Below are 15,711 nucleotides of genomic sequence, written 5' to 3' on the forward strand. Positions count from 1 at the left end.
CGACGTTAACGTGCGGTTTTGTACGAGCAAACTTCTCTTTAGCCATTTCTAACTCCGTTTATTCTGGCTTCGCCTTAGCCGGCCGACTTGGCCTTGACTTCGTCCGCAACTGCCTGCGGGACATCGGCGTAATGATCAAACTGCATCACGAACTGGGCACGGCCCTGGGACATGGAGCGCAGGGTGTTGACGTAACCGAACATGTTCGCCAGCGGGACAGACGCCGTTACAACGCGCGCAATACCACGGGAATCCATGTCACGGACCTGACCACGACGACTGTTAAGATCGCCAATGATGTCGCCCATGTATTCTTCCGGCGTCACAACTTCGACTTTCATGACCGGCTCGAGAAGCTTCGGACGAGCTTTCCCAAGACCTTCACGGAAAGCCGCACGAGCTGCGATTTCGAAGGCCATCACACTCGAGTCAACGTCGTGGTATGCACCGTCGGTCAACTTGATCGAGAGATCGGTTACCGGGAAGCCTGCGATCACACCGCTTTGCAGCGAGCTTTCGAGACCCTTGGCAACGCCCGGGATGTATTCTTTAGGCACGTTACCGCCAACGACAGAATCGTTGAAGCTGTATCCGCTACCCGGTTCACCCGGCGTGAAGGTCAACTTGATACGTGCAAACTGACCTGAACCACCCGACTGTTTTTTGTGGGTGTAATCGACGTCGACTTCCTGGGAAATCGTTTCGCGATAGGCAACCTGCGGCGCACCAATGTTGGCTTCAACCTTGAATTCACGCTTCATACGGTCAACGAGAATATCAAGGTGAAGTTCACCCATCCCCGAAATGATCGTCTGGCCTGATTCGTGGTCAGTTTTAACGCGGAACGACGGATCTTCCTGAGCCAGACGCGCAAGCGCCATACCCATTTTTTCTTGGTCGGCTTTTGATTTCGGCTCTACAGCGATCTCAATAACCGGATCCGGGAATTCCATACGCTCAAGAATGATCGGCTTGGCGGTATCGCAAAGGGTATCACCAGTGGTGGTATCCTTCAGACCGACCAGAGCAACGATATCGCCCGAGCATGCGTATTTGATTTCTTCGCGGTTGTTTGAATGCATAAGCAGCATACGGCCAATACGTTCTTTTTTCTCTTTGACAGAGTTAAGAACGTAAGAACCGGCTTCAAGCATACCGGAATAAATACGAACGAAGGTCAGCGAACCAACAAACGGGTCACTCATGATCTTGAAAGCAAGACCCGAGAACGGCGCATCATCGGTCAGCGGACGTGAGTCCGGCTCGTCTTCGGTGCCCGGCTTGATGCCGCGCACGTCATCAAGATCATCCGGTGCCGGCATATAGTCGATAACGGCATCGAGAAGCGGCTGAACGCCTTTGTTCTTGAAAGCAGTACCACAAAGAACCGGAACCAGTTCGCCTTTCAGCGTCCCTTTACGGAGGCACTTCTTAAGAAGTTCTTCGGACGGGATTTCGCCTTCGAGGTAAGCTTCCATAGCAGCTTCATCGAAATCGATAGCCTGTTCGATCAGAGCTTCACGGTACTCTGCAGCCTGGTCTTTGAGCGAATCACGAATATCGCGGTATTCAAATTCTGCGCCGAGGTTTTCATCTTTCCAGACGACCTCCTGGTTTTTCACCAGATCGACAACACCTTCGAATTCCATTTCGGAACCAATTGGCAGCTGCATAACAGCAACATTGGCACCGAGACGATCTTTCATCATCTGAACACAACGGAAGAAGTCCGCACCGGTACGGTCCATTTTGTTGACAAAGCACATACGCGGAACGTGGTACTTGTCAGCCTGGCGCCATACGGTTTCAGTCTGAGGCTCGACGCCGGAAACGGCGTCAAACACAGCGCATGCACCATCGAGAACACGGAGCGAACGTTCAACTTCAATCGTGAAGTCAACGTGGCCCGGGGTATCGATGATGTTAATACGGTTTTCTTTCCAGAAGCAGGTCGTCGCAGCAGACGTAATCGTAATGCCACGTTCCTGTTCCTGCTCCATCCAATCCATCGTTGCGGCGCCGTCATGGACTTCGCCGATTTTATAGGACTTTCCGGTGTAGAAAAGAATTCGCTCGGTGGTCGTCGTTTTACCAGCATCAATGTGAGCCATGATGCCGATGTTACGATACCGAGAGATCGGAGTACGTTCTACCATAATCGTCTCTTGATCTTGAGGTCTGAATTACCAGCGATAATGAGCGAAAGCTTTGTTGGCTTCGGCCATACGATGGGTGTCTTCGCGTTTTTTAACGGCCGAGCCACGGTTATTGGCGGCGTCCATCAATTCACCAGCAAGACGACCGATCATGGTCGTTTCGGAACGTTTACGAGCAGCTTCAACCAACCAGCGAATGGCCAGTGCCTGACGGCGCTCGGTACGAACTTCAACCGGAACCTGATAGGTAGCACCACCAACACGGCGCGAACGAACTTCGACGTTCGGCTTAACGTTGTCCATGGCTTCATGGAACTGGGCTACCGGATCGGCACCTTTGCCTTCGACGATTTCGAGGGCGCCATAAACGATCTTTTCCGCGGCGGATTTTTTACCGTCGAGCATCAGGCCATTCATGAATTTGGTCAGAACCTTATCGCCGTATTTGGCGTCAGGTAAAACTTCGCGCTTTTCAGCAGCGTGACGACGTGACATCTGAGCTGCTCCTTATTTCGGACGTTTCGCGCCGTATTTCGAACGACGCTGCTTACGGTCTTTGACACCCTGTGTATCGAGGGTACCGCGAATGATGTGGTAACGCACACCCGGCAAATCTTTTACACGGCCGCCGCGGATCATCACGACAGAGTGTTCCTGAAGGTTGTGACCTTCACCCGGAATGTAGCTGGTTACTTCGAAGCCGTTGGTCAAACGAACACGAGCAACCTTACGAAGAGCCGAGTTAGGCTTCTTCGGAGTCGTGGTGTAGACACGGGTGCAAACGCCGCGTTTCTGCGGGCATGCTTCCAGTGCTGGCACCATATCGCGCTGCGTGCGCGGTGTCCGCGGTTTGCGGATCAACTGGTTAATAGTGGGCATTAACTTTCCCTTTTGTACTTTAACGGACGCCACGAGGGCGTTGCTCTATCGACGCACGACAAACGACCGTATGCCTTTGCACAGAATGCAAAGGCAAATACGGACGTCCATTAAACAGGAATAAACCTGCCTCGACGGCCGTCAGAGTCGCTCTCAAGCGACGGGGGGTGTAAACCGCCCGCTGCCAAACGATATGGCACCGGCACAGTTGCACCCCCCGAGATTCGGTGGGCGCATACTAGTGACGGCCCCATTTCGCGTCAAGCAAAACCCTGTAGGCCTTCGAGTTGGCGCTTCAAACGCCGAGACGAACCGGTGCATCGATAGAAAATTCCCGGTTCGTCTCTGATTCTTTAACAAGCTTGCGCGGCGATTTTACTCGCCGGCAGGCAGCGTCGGAGACTCGGCTCCGGCCTGTGGGCCGAAATTATCGCCGATTTCTTCTTCTGCCTCGATCTGTACGGTCTTGTCACGTTCGGCGGCCAATGCACGGAAACGGTTCATCACCGCACCGGTACCTGCCGGGATCAAACGACCCACAATCACGTTCTCTTTCAGACCAATCAGTGTATCGGTTTTGCCCGATACGGCTGCTTCGGTCAGAACGCGCGTGGTTTCCTGGAACGACGCGGCCGAGATGAAGGAATGCGTCTGCAACGACGCTTTGGTGATCCCCTGCAGGACCGGAGCCCCTTCGGCCAATTCACCACCTTCTTTAAGAGCACGTTCGTTTTCGATATCGAAGTTAACGCGGTCAAGGATCTCGCCAACCAGAAGCGTGGTGTCACCGGTTTTGGTGATTTCCACTTTCTGAAGCATCTGACGAACGATGACTTCGATATGCTTGTCGTTAATCTTCACGCCCTGCAAACGGTAGACTTCCTGGATTTCATTCACCAGGTAATCTGCCAGTGCCGGGACGCCCATAACGCGCAGGATGTCATGCGGAACCGGTGAACCATCAAGCAGCTGATCGCCCTTCTCGACGAAATCGCCTTCCTGAACGGCAAGATGCTTGCCTTTCGGGATCATGTATTCAACCGGTTCGGTCAGGCCAGAATCTTCAAGCGGATGCACGATGACACGGCGCTTGTTTTTGTAATCCTTGCCAAATTCGATACGGCCGGCGATGTCGGTGATAATGGCGTGGTCCTTGGGCTTGCGCGCCTCGAACAATTCAGCCACACGCGGCAGACCACCGGTAATGTCACGGGTCTTCGAGCCTTCACGCGGAATACGTGCAAGCACGTCACCGGCGTTAACTTTCTGACCGTTCTCGATCGAGAGAATGGCGTCAACCGACAGGAAGTAACGGGCTTCAAGACCGTTATCCAGGTTGATGACCTCGCCGTTTTCGTTACGCAGGGTAACGCGCGGCTTAAGGTCAGATGCCTTCGGCATGCTTTTCCAGTCGATAACCGTCTTCGAGGCAATACCCGTCGCTTCGTCATAGACTTCGCGGATGGTTACATTCTCGATAAGGTCGACATAGTTCACATAGCCTTCTTTCTCGGTGATGATCGGCAAGGTGTACGGATCCCATTCGGCCAATTTCTGGCCGCGTGTGATCTGATCGCCTTCATCTGCAAGAAGTTTCGCACCATATGGAACGCGGTATTTCGCACGTTCACGACCGGTTTTGTCGATCAGCAAGATTTCGAGGTTACGGGCCATGACAATCATGACATCGCTCGAATTCTTAACAACCGCACGGTTTTTCAGTTTAACCGTGGCGTCGAAATTGGCTTCAACACCGGAAACTTCGGCACCACGCTGCGCGGCACCACCAATGTGGAACGTACGCATCGTAAGCTGGGTACCCGGCTCACCAATCGACTGTGCGGCGATAACACCGACAGCTTCACCAATGTTGACCGTCGTACCGCGTGCCAGGTCACGACCATAGCAATGGCCGCAAACACCGGTTTCGGCATCACAGGTCAGGACAGAACGAATGCGTGACATTTCAACGCCAGCTTTTTCGATCACGTCCAGGTGATCTTCGACAACCATTTCGTTTTTCGGAACGATGATTTCGCCGGTTGACGGATTAACAATCTCGTCAGCGGTGAAACGACCAAGGATACGGTCAGACAGCGTCTCGATAACTTCGCCGGAGTCAACAACCGCAGCAATGTCGAGGCCACGATCAGTACCGCAATCATGCTGAGTGATGATGCAGTCCTGGGCAACGTCAACAAGACGACGGGTCAAGTAACCCGAGTTCGCCGTTTTCAGTGCGGTATCGGCAAGACCTTTACGCGCCCCGTGAGTGGAGTTGAAGTACTCCTGCACGGTCAGGCCTTCTTTAAAGTTCGAGATAATCGGTGTCTCGATGATCGAGCCATCCGGTTTTGCCATCAGGCCGCGCATAGCAGCCAACTGACGCATCTGGGCGGCAGAACCACGGGCACCGGAGTGCGCCATCATGTAAACCGAGTTCACATTGTCACTTTCTGCCGTTGCCGAGATGACTTTCATCATCGCTTCGGAAACGTCATCGGTGCACTGCGACCAGGCATCAACGACCTTGTTGTATTTCTCACCACGGGTGATCAGGCCGTCCTGATACTGCTGTTCGTATTCCTTGACCTTGTCATGGGTCGCACCAACCAGCGTTACCTTGGCATCCGGAATGATCATGTCATCCTTGCCAAACGAAATACCGGCTTTGCAGGCCCAATGGAAACCAAGGCCCATCATGCGGTCAGCAAAGATAACAGTCTCTTTCTGGCCACAGTGACGATAGACGACATCAATAACGTTCGAGACGTCTTTTTTGGTCAGCAGCTTGTTGATGGTCGAGAACGGAATGCGCGGATGACGCGGCAACAGTTCCGACAACAACATACGACCGGCCGTGGTTTGAACACGGATTGTGATCGGTTCGTTGTTGGCATCAACGGTCTTGTAACGTGCATTGATTTTCGAATGCAGGGTGACAACACCGGCTTCAAGTGCCTGTTCGATTTCAGCGATATTGACAAAGGACATGCCTTCGCCCGGCTGACCGTCGCTTTCCATCGAGATGTAGTAAAGACCAAGAACAATATCCTGCGACGGCACGATAATCGGTTTGCCCGATGCCGGTGACAGGATGTTGTTGGTCGACATCATCAGGGTACGTGCTTCAAGCTGGGCTTCAAGTGACAGCGGCACGTGAACGGCCATCTGGTCACCATCGAAGTCGGCGTTGAAAGCCGTACAAACGAGCGGATGCAGCTGAATTGCCTTACCTTCGATCAGGGTCGGCTCGAAAGCCTGGATACCAAGACGGTGAAGGGTCGGCGCACGGTTAAGCATGACCGGGTGTTCACGGATAACCTGTTCAAGGATATCCCAAACTTCGGCACGCTCTTTTTCCACCATACGCTTTGCAGCTTTGATGGTGGTTGCCATCCCGTACAGTTCAAGCTTCGCATAAACGAACGGCTTGAACAGTTCGAGCGCCATTTTCTTTGGCAGGCCGCACTGATGCAGTTTCAGGTTCGGACCCACGGTAATCACAGAACGACCGGAATAGTCGACGCGTTTACCCAAAAGGTTCTGACGGAAACGACCCTGCTTGCCTTTAAGCATATCCGACATCGATTTGAGCGGACGCTTGTTGGCACCGGTGATCGGACGACCGCGACGGCCGTTATCAAACAGCGCATCAACCGATTCCTGAAGCATACGTTTTTCGTTACGCACGATAATATCAGGCGCACGAAGCTCGATCAGGCGCTTCAGGCGGTTGTTACGGTTGATCACACGACGATAAAGGTCGTTAAGGTCAGACGTCGCAAAACGGCCACCGTCAAGCGGGACCAGCGGACGCAATTCTGGCGGAATGACCGGAATGACTTCAAGAATCATCCATTCCGGACGCGCGCCGGATTCCTGGAAAGCTTCAATCAGCTTCAGGCGTTTGACCAGCTTCTTGCGCTTGGCTTCCGAATTGGTTTCCTTGAGGTCGATTTTCGCGGTTTCGCGTTCTTCTTCAAGGTCAATCGCGGCAAGCATGTCGCGGATGGCTTCTGCACCGATACCGGCACGGAAACTGTCTTCGCCATACTCTTCCTGTGCGGTCATGAACTGATCTTCTGAAAGAAGTTCACCCATTTTAAGCGGGGTCAGACCCGGCTCAATAACCACATAGCTTTCGAAATACAGAATGCGCTCAAGATCCTTGAGCATCATGTCCAGCAGCAGACCAAGACGGCTTGGAAGCGACTTCATGAACCAGATATGGGCAACAGGTGCCGCCAGTTCGATATGGCCCATACGTTCGCGACGTACTTTAGCCAGAGTCACTTCAACGCCGCATTTCTCACAGATAATGCCGCGATATTTCATACGCTTGTACTTGCCGCACAAGCATTCGTAATCCTTCACCGGACCAAAAATGCGCGCACAGAACAGGCCGTCGCGTTCCGGTTTAAAGGTCCGGTAGTTGATGGTCTCCGGTTTCTTGATTTCACCAAATGACCAAGAGCGGATACGCTCTGGGCTGGCAATCTGAATCCGGATCTGATCGAAGCTCTGGGTGCCCTGCGGCTGCCCGAAGATCTTCATCAACTCGTTCATAAAAGGCTCTCCCGCTATGCCCGGTCTCGCCGGGTTTCGCCAATTTCAGGCCGAAAGATGCTTATCGGCGGACGGGAACCCGAATGGAACCCGCCCGCCAAGCTCTTATTGCTCTTGCTGCTCAAGCTCGACATTAAGGCCAAGCGACCGAAGCTCTTTAACAAGAACGTTAAAGGATTCCGGAATACCAGCCTCAAAGGTGTCTTCGCCGCGAACAATCGCTTCATAGACCTTGGTACGGCCTGAAACGTCATCCGATTTGACAGTCAGCATTTCCTGGAGGGTATAGGCAGCACCATATGCTTCGAGTGCCCATACTTCCATCTCCCCGAAACGCTGGCCACCGAACTGTGCTTTACCACCCAGCGGCTGCTGGGTAACAAGCGAGTACGGACCAATCGAACGGGCATGGATCTTGTCGTCAACCAAGTGATGCAGTTTGAGCATGTAGATATAGCCCACGGTCACCTTGCGATGGAATTTCTCACCAGTACGACCATCATAAAGGTCGACCTGGCCAGAACCATCAAGACCGGCTTTTTCAAGCATGCGAACCACATCAGGTTCACGCGCACCGTCAAAGACCGGGGTGGCCATCGGCACACCGCGACGCAGGTTGTTACCAAGCTCGATGACATCGCCATCGCTCAGCTCTTTGATGCCGGTGACGTATTTTTCGTCCTCGTACACATCATTAAGCTTGCTGCGCAGGTTTTCCATTTCGGTACGACCATCGGTCACAGCATCGACGAGTTCGCCGATCTGTTCGCCAAGACCACGTGACGCCCAACCAAGGTGGGTTTCAAGGATCTGGCCGACGTTCATACGTGACGGAACACCAAGCGGGTTCAGAACGATATCGACAGGCGTACCGTCTTCGAGATGCGGCATGTCTTCCATCGCCATAATACGCGATACGACACCCTTGTTCCCGTGACGGCCGGCCATCTTGTCGCCCGGCTGCATCTTACGCTTAACCGCAACAAAGACTTTGACCATCTTCATCACGCCAGGCGGCAATTCATCACCCGCCTGAAGCTTGTCAACCTTGTCATCGAAACGGGCCTGAAGAACAGCGATCGATTCCTCGAACTGTTTTTTCAGGGCTTCGATATCAGACATGACATTGTCATCAGCAACAGCAATCTGACGCCACAAACCACGTGCAACACCACCAAGGCTGTCTTCGGTAATCTCGCCATTCAGACCTTTCGGTCCATCGACCAGCATCTGGCCCAACAGCAAGTTCTTCAGACGACCATAGAAGTTGCGTTCCAGGATCGCACGTTCGTCATCACGGTCTTTTGCAAGACGTTCGATTTCCGACCGTTCGATTGCCAGGGCACGTTCGTCCTTGTCAACGCCACGACGTGAGAACACGCGGACTTCAACAATGGTACCGAACTGTCCCGGCGGAACACGCAGCGAGGTATCACGGACATCGGATGCTTTTTCACCAAAGATGGCACGCAGAAGTTTTTCTTCCGGCGTCATCGGGCTTTCGCCCTTCGGTGTCACTTTACCAACAAGGATATCACCCGGTTTGATTTCCGCACCGATGTAAACAATGCCCGCCTCGTCGAGGTTTTTAAGGGCTTCTTCACCGACGTTCGGAATATCACGCGTGATTTCTTCCTGACCCAGTTTGGTATCACGCGCCATGACTTCAAATTCCTCGATATGGATCGAGGTATAAACGTCATCACGGGCAATACGTTCGGACAGAAGGATGGAATCCTCAAAGTTGTAACCATTCCAAGGCATAAACGCGACAAGCACGTTACGGCCAAGGGCAAGTTCACCCATATCGGTACACGGACCATCCGAGATGATATCGCCTTTTTCGACAACATCACCCACCTTGACCAGCGGACGCTGGTTGATGCAGCTGCCTTGGTTGGAACGCTGATATTTCAGCAGGGTGTAAATATCGACACCCGATTCCGATGCGGCAATGTCACCGGTTGCGCGGATAACCATACGGGTCGCGTCAACAGATTCAACAACACCATCACGGCGTGCGATCAGGGTTGCCCCCGAATCACGTGCCACCGGAACTTCCATACCGGTCCCGACATACGGTGCTTCAGAACGGATCAACGGAACCGCCTGACGCTGCATGTTCGATCCCATCAGTGCGCGGTTCGCGTCATCGTTTTCAAGGAACGGAATGAGCGCGGATGCGACCGATACCAGCTGCTTCGGCGAGACGTCCATAAGGTCGATCTCTTCGGAGCGGGCCATATAGTGGTCACCGGCTTTACGGGTGTTGATCAGTTCATTGGCAAAGCCAAATTCCTCGGTCAACGCCTCGTTCGCCTGCGCGATCACATAACGACCTTCTTCGATGGCCGAAAGATAGATAACTTCTTTCGAAACAACACCATCGACAACCTTACGATACGGGCTTTCGATAAAGCCGTACTGGTTGACGCGGGCAAAAGTCGCCAGCGAGTTGATCAGACCAATGTTCGGACCTTCCGGCGTTTCAACCGGGCAGATACGACCATAGTGGGTCGGATGCACGTCACGAACTTCAAAGCCTGCACGCTCACGGGTAAGACCGCCCGGTCCAAGCGCCGAAAGACGACGTTTGTGGGTGATCTCCGAAAGCGGGTTGGTCTGATCCATAAACTGCGACAGCTGCGAAGAGCCGAAGAATTCACGAACAGCAGCCGCAACCGGCTTGGCATTGATCAGGTCATGCGGCATGACGTTGTCGATCTCGACCGAGCTCATCCGCTCGCGGATCGCACGTTCCATACGCAACAGGCCAACACGGAACTGATTTTCCATCAGCTCGCCGACCGAACGCAGACGACGGTTACCAAGATGGTCAATATCGTCGATTTCGCCCCGACCGTCTTTCAGGTCGACCAGAACACGGACGACTTCCAGAATGTCTTCACGACGCAGAACACGTACCGTATCCGGGCATTCCAGATTAAGGCGCGCATTCATTTTTACACGGCCAACAGCCGAAAGGTCGTAACGCTCTGAATCAAAGAACAAGCCTTTGAACATCGCTTCCGCACCCTCGATGGTCGGCGGTTCGCCAGGGCGCATAACGCGATAGATGTCCACAAGGGCTTCTTCGCGATTGCTGTTCTTGTCCAGTGCAACGGTGTTACGCAGAAACGCACCAACATTGTTGTGATCGATCATCAGCAGGCGAAGGGAGTCAACACCCCATTCTTTTAGCTGCTCGAACACTTCTTCTGTCAGTTCGTGACCGGCTTCGGCCAAAATCTCGCCGCTTGTGCTGTCGATCAGATCTTCGGCCATGAACCAGCCGTTAAGCTGCTCTTCCGGCACCAGAATGTGTTTGACATTCTGATCGACGATCTTGGCGACCGACCGTTTGGTGATCTTGCTGCCAGCGGCGGCAACGACTTCACCACTATCGGCGTCAAGCAGGTCATGAACCAGCTTCTGGCCAACATAACGATCCGCGTTGAAATCGGTTACCCAACCATCTTTGGTCCGGCGATATTCAGCCGACTCATAGTAATAGTTAAGGATTTCTTCCGGGGTCAGACCTTCGATTTCCGACGGATCAACCGAACGGCCTTCTTCGGCACGCTGGGCACGCAAAGCCTGGGACTCTTCATTTTCAAGAGCCATAAGCAGCGTGGTCGCCGGCAATTTGCGGCGACGGTCAATACGGACATACAGAATGTCTTTTGCATCGAATTCGAAATCGAGCCAAGAACCACGATACGGGATCACGCGCGCAGAAAACAGGTACTTACCCGAGCTGTGGCTTTTGCCCTTGTCATGGTCAAAGAAGACGCCCGGCGAACGGTGCATCTGTGAAACGATCACACGCTCGGTGCCATTGACGATAAAGGTACCGTGCAAGGTCATGAGCGGCATATCGCCCATGTACACGTCCTGTTCCTTGATATCGCGGATCGAACGGGCACCGGTATCTTCGTCGATATCCCAGACCACCAGACGCAGTGTCACGCGCAGCGGCGCGGCAAAGGTCATGCCACGCTGACGGCACTCCTCGGTGTCGTATTTGGGCTGTTCCAGCTCATACGACACAAACTCGAGGGTTGCGCGCTCGGAGAAATCTTTGATCGGAAAGACGCTCTTGAACACTTCCTGAAGGCCGGCATCATTCCGCTGATCCTGCGGGGTACCAGTCTGCAAAAACTTGTCGTAAGAATTCTTTTGAACCTCAATCAGGTTCGGGAGCGGAGCAACTTCGCTGATCCGTCCAAAGCTCTTGCGGATGCGCTTTCGACCGGTAAAGGACTTATCCATCATCGTTCCTTTAATCGCGCCTCCCCACACCGTCGTAACTCGCTCGTCGTTGTTTTCTCTATACAAATCGCATACAGCACAACGACGCCCGAGCCCCGTACGGGGCGGGCGTTTACTTGATTATGACCGTGGATGTTATGTGACATCCAACATGAATGAGATCACTGATCCCTCGGCTGTCGACGCCGTCAAAGATAACCTTTGACCTAAACGGCCTAGCAATATGTATGATTACCTTGGGCAGCGTCAACCACAAAATTCCTTTTCGCGTCCCAACGGTCGGTGCACCCATTGCCCGTGACGTAGAGACGGATGGGTCGGCGCCTCGAAAGACGCCGACCCAGACCTTGGCAAGAAGCCGTCGATTACTTGAGTTCGACGGTTGCGCCTGCTTCTTCAAGTTTTTTCTTGATGTCAGCAGCTTCGTCTTTCGACGCGCCTTCTTTAACAGCTTTCGGTGCGCCTTCGACCAGGTCTTTGGCTTCTTTCAGGCCAAGACCGGTGATTGCACGGACTTCTTTAATGACGTTGATTTTTTTCTCGCCAGCAGCGGTCAGAATCACGTCAAATTCGGTTTTTTCTTCTTCAGCAGCAGCAACCGCGCCGCCAGCAGCAGCAGCAGCTACCGGTGCAGCAGCGGAAACGCCCCACTCTTCTTCGAGAAGTTTGGAAAGCTCTGCAGCTTCAATAACGGTGAGCTTGGAAAGCTCGGCAACGAGTGCATTAAGATCGGCCATTTGTATAAGCTCCTAGGCTTGAACTTGGAAAGTTTGGAAAATTGGATTACGCGGCTTCGCCTTTTTCGGCGTATGCCTTCAGCACCTGGGCGATCTGGGCCGCCGGCTTGGAGGTCAGCGTAGCGATACGCTGTGCCGGGGTCTGGATCATACCAACCAGTTTCGCGCGCAGTTCGTCCAGCGACGGCAGTTCTGCCAGAGCTTTAACGCCCTGTTCGTCCAGAATCTGTTCACCGATGGCGCCAGCAACAAGAACAAGCTTGTCATTGGCTTTTGCGAACGTTGAGGCCACTTTTGCAGCCGAAGCGGGATCAGCCGAATAGGCGATCGCGGTCGGGCCGGTAAAGTGGTCTGCAAGACCAGCAAATTTGGTGCCTTCGAGAGCAAGTCGCGTAAGCCGGTTTTTGGTGACCTTGAAGCCCGCACCAGCATCACGCATCTGCGCACGAAGAGCGGTGATTTCCGCAACCGTCAACCCTTTGTATTGGGTAACAATTACGCCTTCCGCACCTTCGAACACTTCGCGCATTTCTGCTACGAACTGTGTTTTATCATCGCGGTTCACTTTAAGTCTCCGACATTGCTTATTGCCCTGAACCCTGCAAAGGGTTCACAGACGTGACCCGTCCTTTCGAACCGGTCTGTGACGCCCGTCCGTTTGCCAGATGTCCAAGCCTTTATGTGATGCCCCAAACGGGGAAAACCAAAGAACCGGAACCTCTGCCTATGCAGGAGATTAAGGTCAGCGAGTGCCGACCACCTGCAGTCTGGGACAGACAGTTAGAGAGGGCTTGTCACCCTCTCCGGTCCTGACCGGCCGCGAACGACCGGTCAGAATTCTTGAATTACTTCGATGCGATATCCGCAATCGACAGTTTCACGCCAGCGCCCATGGTCGAGCTGATGGCGGCGCGCTGCAGGTAGATACCTTTTGCGCCTGCCGGTTTTGCTTTAACAATCGCGCCAACAAATGCCTGAACATTTTCAAGCAGCTGTTCTTCGCTGAACGATGCCTTGCCGATACCGGCATGGACAATACCATTTTTCTCAGCGCGGAACTGAACCTGACCAGCTTTGGCATCGGTAACAGCCTGTTTGACATCCATGGTCACGGTGCCGAGTTTCGGGTTCGGCATCAGGCCGCGCGGGCCAAGTACCTTACCGAGACGACCGACAACAGCCATCATGTCCGGGGTTGCAATCACGCGATCATAGTTCAGATCGCCTTTCTGCATTGCTTCCATCAGGTCTTCAGCGCCAACAGCGTCCGCACCAGCTTTGGTGGCTTCTTCTGCTTTGGCATCTTTTGCGAAGACGGCAACACGCATGGTTTTACCGGTACCATGCGGAAGCGAAACAACACCACGGACCATCTGGTCTGCGTGACGCGGGTCAACACCAAGGTTCATTGCGATTTCAACGGTTTCGTCGAATTTCGCTTTTGCACCGTTTTTGACGAGCTTGACCGCAGCGGCCAGTTCGTACTGAGTGTTACGATCGACGCCCTCATAAGCCAGGGCAAGGCGCTTACCAATCTTGGCCATCGTCTTACTCCACAACCTCGAGGCCCATAGCACGGGCGGAACCTTCGATCATCGACATCGCACCAGTAAGATCGTGCGCATTAAGGTCGACCATTTTGGCTTCTGCGATTTCTTTGACCTGTGCTTTGGTCACTTTGCCAACAAAACCTTTACCGGTCGTGCCAGAACCCTTGGCAATACCTGCTGCTTTACGCAGGAAGTAGGATGCCGGCGGGGTTTTGTGAATAAAGCTAAAGGAACGGTCGGAATAAACGGTGATAACCACCGGAACCGGCATGCCGGGTTCCATCTGCTGGGTCGCTGCGTTGAACGCCTTGCAGAATTCCATGATATTAACGCCGCGCTGACCAAGAGCCGGGCCGACAGGCGGCGACGGATTGGCTTTGCCGGCGGCAATCTGCAGCTTGATATAGCCGTCGATTTTCTTCGCCATTAGAGTACCTCTTACAGAAGCGCGCGGTCCGGCCATGACTGGCCTCCCGCGCTTTAAAAACTGCCTGCATCACGCAGACAGAAACTTCACTTAAAACAGCTCGTTAGAGCTTTTCGACCTGGGTATATTCCAGCTCGACCGGGGTTGAACGACCAAAGATCGATACAGACACCTTAAGGCGCGCACGTTCTTCATCAACCCCTTCGACAACTCCGTTAAACGATGCAAACGGGCCATCGGAAACGCGGACTTCCTCGCCAATCTCGAACGTGATGGTTGGCTTCGGACGCTCGACACCTTCCTGCACCTGATGCAGAATGTGCTGGGCTTCCTTTTCGGAAATTGGCATCGGCTTGCCACGGCTGCCAAGGAAATCAGTAACCTTGGCGGTGTTCTTGACCAGATGCCAGCTTTCGTCAGTCAGATCCATGTGCAACAGAACATAGCCGGGGAAAAACTTCCGCTCGGCATTGACCTTGGTGCCACGACGCATCTCGACCGTTTCTTCCGTCGGAACCAGGACCTCTTTGATTTCGCCCTCAAGACCTTTCTTGATGGACTGCTCGCGGATCGACTGGGCGACTTTTTTCTCAAACCCGGAATGAACGTGTAATACGTACCAACGATGCGCCATACTAACCCCCGACACCAAAGATCAACTGAACGCCCCAGGCGAGAAGCTGATCGACAACAAAAAAGAAAACAGATGCCAAGGCCACCATGACAAAAACCATGATGGTTGAAACAGTTGTTTCCTTGCGGGACGGCCACGAAACCTTTTTGGCTTCGGTGCGAACCTGCTGTACGAATTGTGCCGGCGACGTTTTAGCCATTGTCGGGGTTACACCGCTTTCAAAAATTCAATTCCAAGACCCGGATAAAATGGCAGGAGCGGAGGGACTCGAACCCACGGCCCTCGGTTTTGGAGACCGATGCTCTACCAGCTGAGCTACACTCCTACAAGGTAATCAGAAAGTTGAATTTCTTCAGGTCTTTCCGACACAGTCCTGCCCGGGCGGCAGGGTGTGCGGGCGGCTTATATCCGCCCGCACATCAAAGATCAAGCACCCAATAGTGCAAATCTTTAAAAATTACTCGATGATCTTGGCAACAACGCCCGC

At 53.4% G+C, this 15,711-nt stretch carries 11 protein-coding genes and 1 tRNA gene; all 12 read right to left on the bottom strand.

Features of this window, described 5'->3' with window-relative positions:
• Positions 1 to 74: 74 nt before the first annotated feature.
• The 12 genes from fusA to TALK_RS21500 all read right to left on the bottom strand — a co-directional run bounded on the left by fusA (position 75) and on the right by TALK_RS21500 (position 15,549).
• Positions 75 to 2,156, bottom strand: a complete 2,082-nt coding sequence (gene fusA / locus TALK_RS21445; protein ID WP_085621213.1) for an elongation factor G — start codon at positions 2,154 to 2,156, stop codon at positions 75 to 77.
• A 27-nt stretch (positions 2,157 to 2,183) separates the two neighbouring features.
• Positions 2,184 to 2,651 (bottom strand): 30S ribosomal protein S7, encoded by a 468-nt coding sequence (gene rpsG, locus TALK_RS21450; RefSeq protein ID WP_085621214.1) that lies wholly within the window; start codon positions 2,649 to 2,651, stop codon positions 2,184 to 2,186.
• Between the two features lie 12 nt (positions 2,652 to 2,663).
• Positions 2,664 to 3,035: a 30S ribosomal protein S12 gene (gene rpsL, locus TALK_RS21455; RefSeq protein WP_085621215.1), complete on the bottom strand. Its 372-nt coding sequence runs from the start codon at positions 3,033 to 3,035 to the stop codon at positions 2,664 to 2,666.
• Between the two features lie 375 nt (positions 3,036 to 3,410).
• Positions 3,411 to 7,604: a DNA-directed RNA polymerase subunit beta' gene (gene rpoC, locus TALK_RS21460; RefSeq protein WP_085621216.1), complete on the bottom strand. Its 4,194-nt coding sequence runs from the start codon at positions 7,602 to 7,604 to the stop codon at positions 3,411 to 3,413.
• Positions 7,605 to 7,709: 105 nt separating this feature from the next.
• Positions 7,710 to 11,876, bottom strand: coding sequence for a DNA-directed RNA polymerase subunit beta (gene rpoB, locus TALK_RS21465; RefSeq protein ID WP_085621217.1), 4,167 nt, complete (start codon positions 11,874 to 11,876; stop codon positions 7,710 to 7,712).
• Between the two features lie 365 nt (positions 11,877 to 12,241).
• On the bottom strand, positions 12,242 to 12,613 hold the full coding sequence (gene rplL, locus TALK_RS21470) for a 50S ribosomal protein L7/L12 (RefSeq protein WP_085621218.1): 372 nt from the start codon (positions 12,611 to 12,613) through the stop codon (positions 12,242 to 12,244).
• Between the two features lie 46 nt (positions 12,614 to 12,659).
• The gene (gene rplJ, locus TALK_RS21475; RefSeq protein ID WP_085621219.1) at positions 12,660 to 13,178 is read right to left on the bottom strand and encodes a 50S ribosomal protein L10; all 519 of its coding nucleotides are present in this window, start codon (positions 13,176 to 13,178) and stop codon (positions 12,660 to 12,662) included.
• Between the two features lie 280 nt (positions 13,179 to 13,458).
• Positions 13,459 to 14,157 carry a 50S ribosomal protein L1 gene (rplA, locus tag TALK_RS21480; RefSeq protein WP_085621220.1) on the bottom strand — a complete coding sequence of 233 codons (699 nt, stop codon included), beginning with the start codon at positions 14,155 to 14,157 and terminating at the stop codon, positions 13,459 to 13,461.
• 4 nt (positions 14,158 to 14,161) lie between these two features.
• Positions 14,162 to 14,590 (bottom strand): 50S ribosomal protein L11, encoded by a 429-nt coding sequence (rplK, locus tag TALK_RS21485; protein ID WP_085621221.1) that lies wholly within the window; start codon positions 14,588 to 14,590, stop codon positions 14,162 to 14,164.
• A 103-nt stretch (positions 14,591 to 14,693) separates the two neighbouring features.
• Positions 14,694 to 15,224, bottom strand: coding sequence for a transcription termination/antitermination protein NusG (nusG, locus tag TALK_RS21490; protein ID WP_085621222.1), 531 nt, complete (start codon positions 15,222 to 15,224; stop codon positions 14,694 to 14,696).
• A gap of 1 nt (position 15,225) precedes the next feature.
• Positions 15,226 to 15,423 carry a preprotein translocase subunit SecE gene (gene secE / locus TALK_RS21495; RefSeq protein ID WP_007092435.1) on the bottom strand — a complete coding sequence of 66 codons (198 nt, stop codon included), beginning with the start codon at positions 15,421 to 15,423 and terminating at the stop codon, positions 15,226 to 15,228.
• Between the two features lie 50 nt (positions 15,424 to 15,473).
• A tRNA-Trp gene (locus TALK_RS21500) sits at positions 15,474 to 15,549 on the bottom strand.
• Between the last annotated feature and the right edge of the window lie 162 nt (positions 15,550 to 15,711).

The sequence above is a fragment of the Thalassospira alkalitolerans genome (assembly GCF_002115745.1).
In the GTDB taxonomy this organism is placed as follows: domain Bacteria; phylum Pseudomonadota; class Alphaproteobacteria; order Rhodospirillales; family Thalassospiraceae; genus Thalassospira; species Thalassospira alkalitolerans.

What these genes read in the sequence shown, in the direction of transcription:
- nusG (WP_085621222.1), bottom strand. Translation starts at nt 15,224, where the DNA reads ATGGCGCATCGTTGGTACGTATTACACGTTCATTCCGGGTTTGAGAAA.
- rplK (WP_085621221.1), bottom strand. Translation starts at nt 14,590, where the DNA reads ATGGCGAAGAAAATCGACGGCTATATCAAGCTGCAGATTGCCGCCGGC.
- rpsG (WP_085621214.1), bottom strand. Translation starts at nt 2,651, where the DNA reads ATGTCACGTCGTCACGCTGCTGAAAAGCGCGAAGTTTTACCTGACGCC.
- rpoB (WP_085621217.1), bottom strand. Translation starts at nt 11,876, where the DNA reads ATGGATAAGTCCTTTACCGGTCGAAAGCGCATCCGCAAGAGCTTTGGA.
- rpsL (WP_085621215.1), bottom strand. Translation starts at nt 3,035, where the DNA reads ATGCCCACTATTAACCAGTTGATCCGCAAACCGCGGACACCGCGCACG.
- rplA (WP_085621220.1), bottom strand. Translation starts at nt 14,157, where the DNA reads ATGGCCAAGATTGGTAAGCGCCTTGCCCTGGCTTATGAGGGCGTCGAT.
- secE (WP_007092435.1), bottom strand. Translation starts at nt 15,423, where the DNA reads ATGGCTAAAACGTCGCCGGCACAATTCGTACAGCAGGTTCGCACCGAA.
- fusA (WP_085621213.1), bottom strand. Translation starts at nt 2,156, where the DNA reads ATGGTAGAACGTACTCCGATCTCTCGGTATCGTAACATCGGCATCATG.
- rpoC (WP_085621216.1), bottom strand. Translation starts at nt 7,604, where the DNA reads ATGAACGAGTTGATGAAGATCTTCGGGCAGCCGCAGGGCACCCAGAGC.
- rplL (WP_085621218.1), bottom strand. Translation starts at nt 12,613, where the DNA reads ATGGCCGATCTTAATGCACTCGTTGCCGAGCTTTCCAAGCTCACCGTT.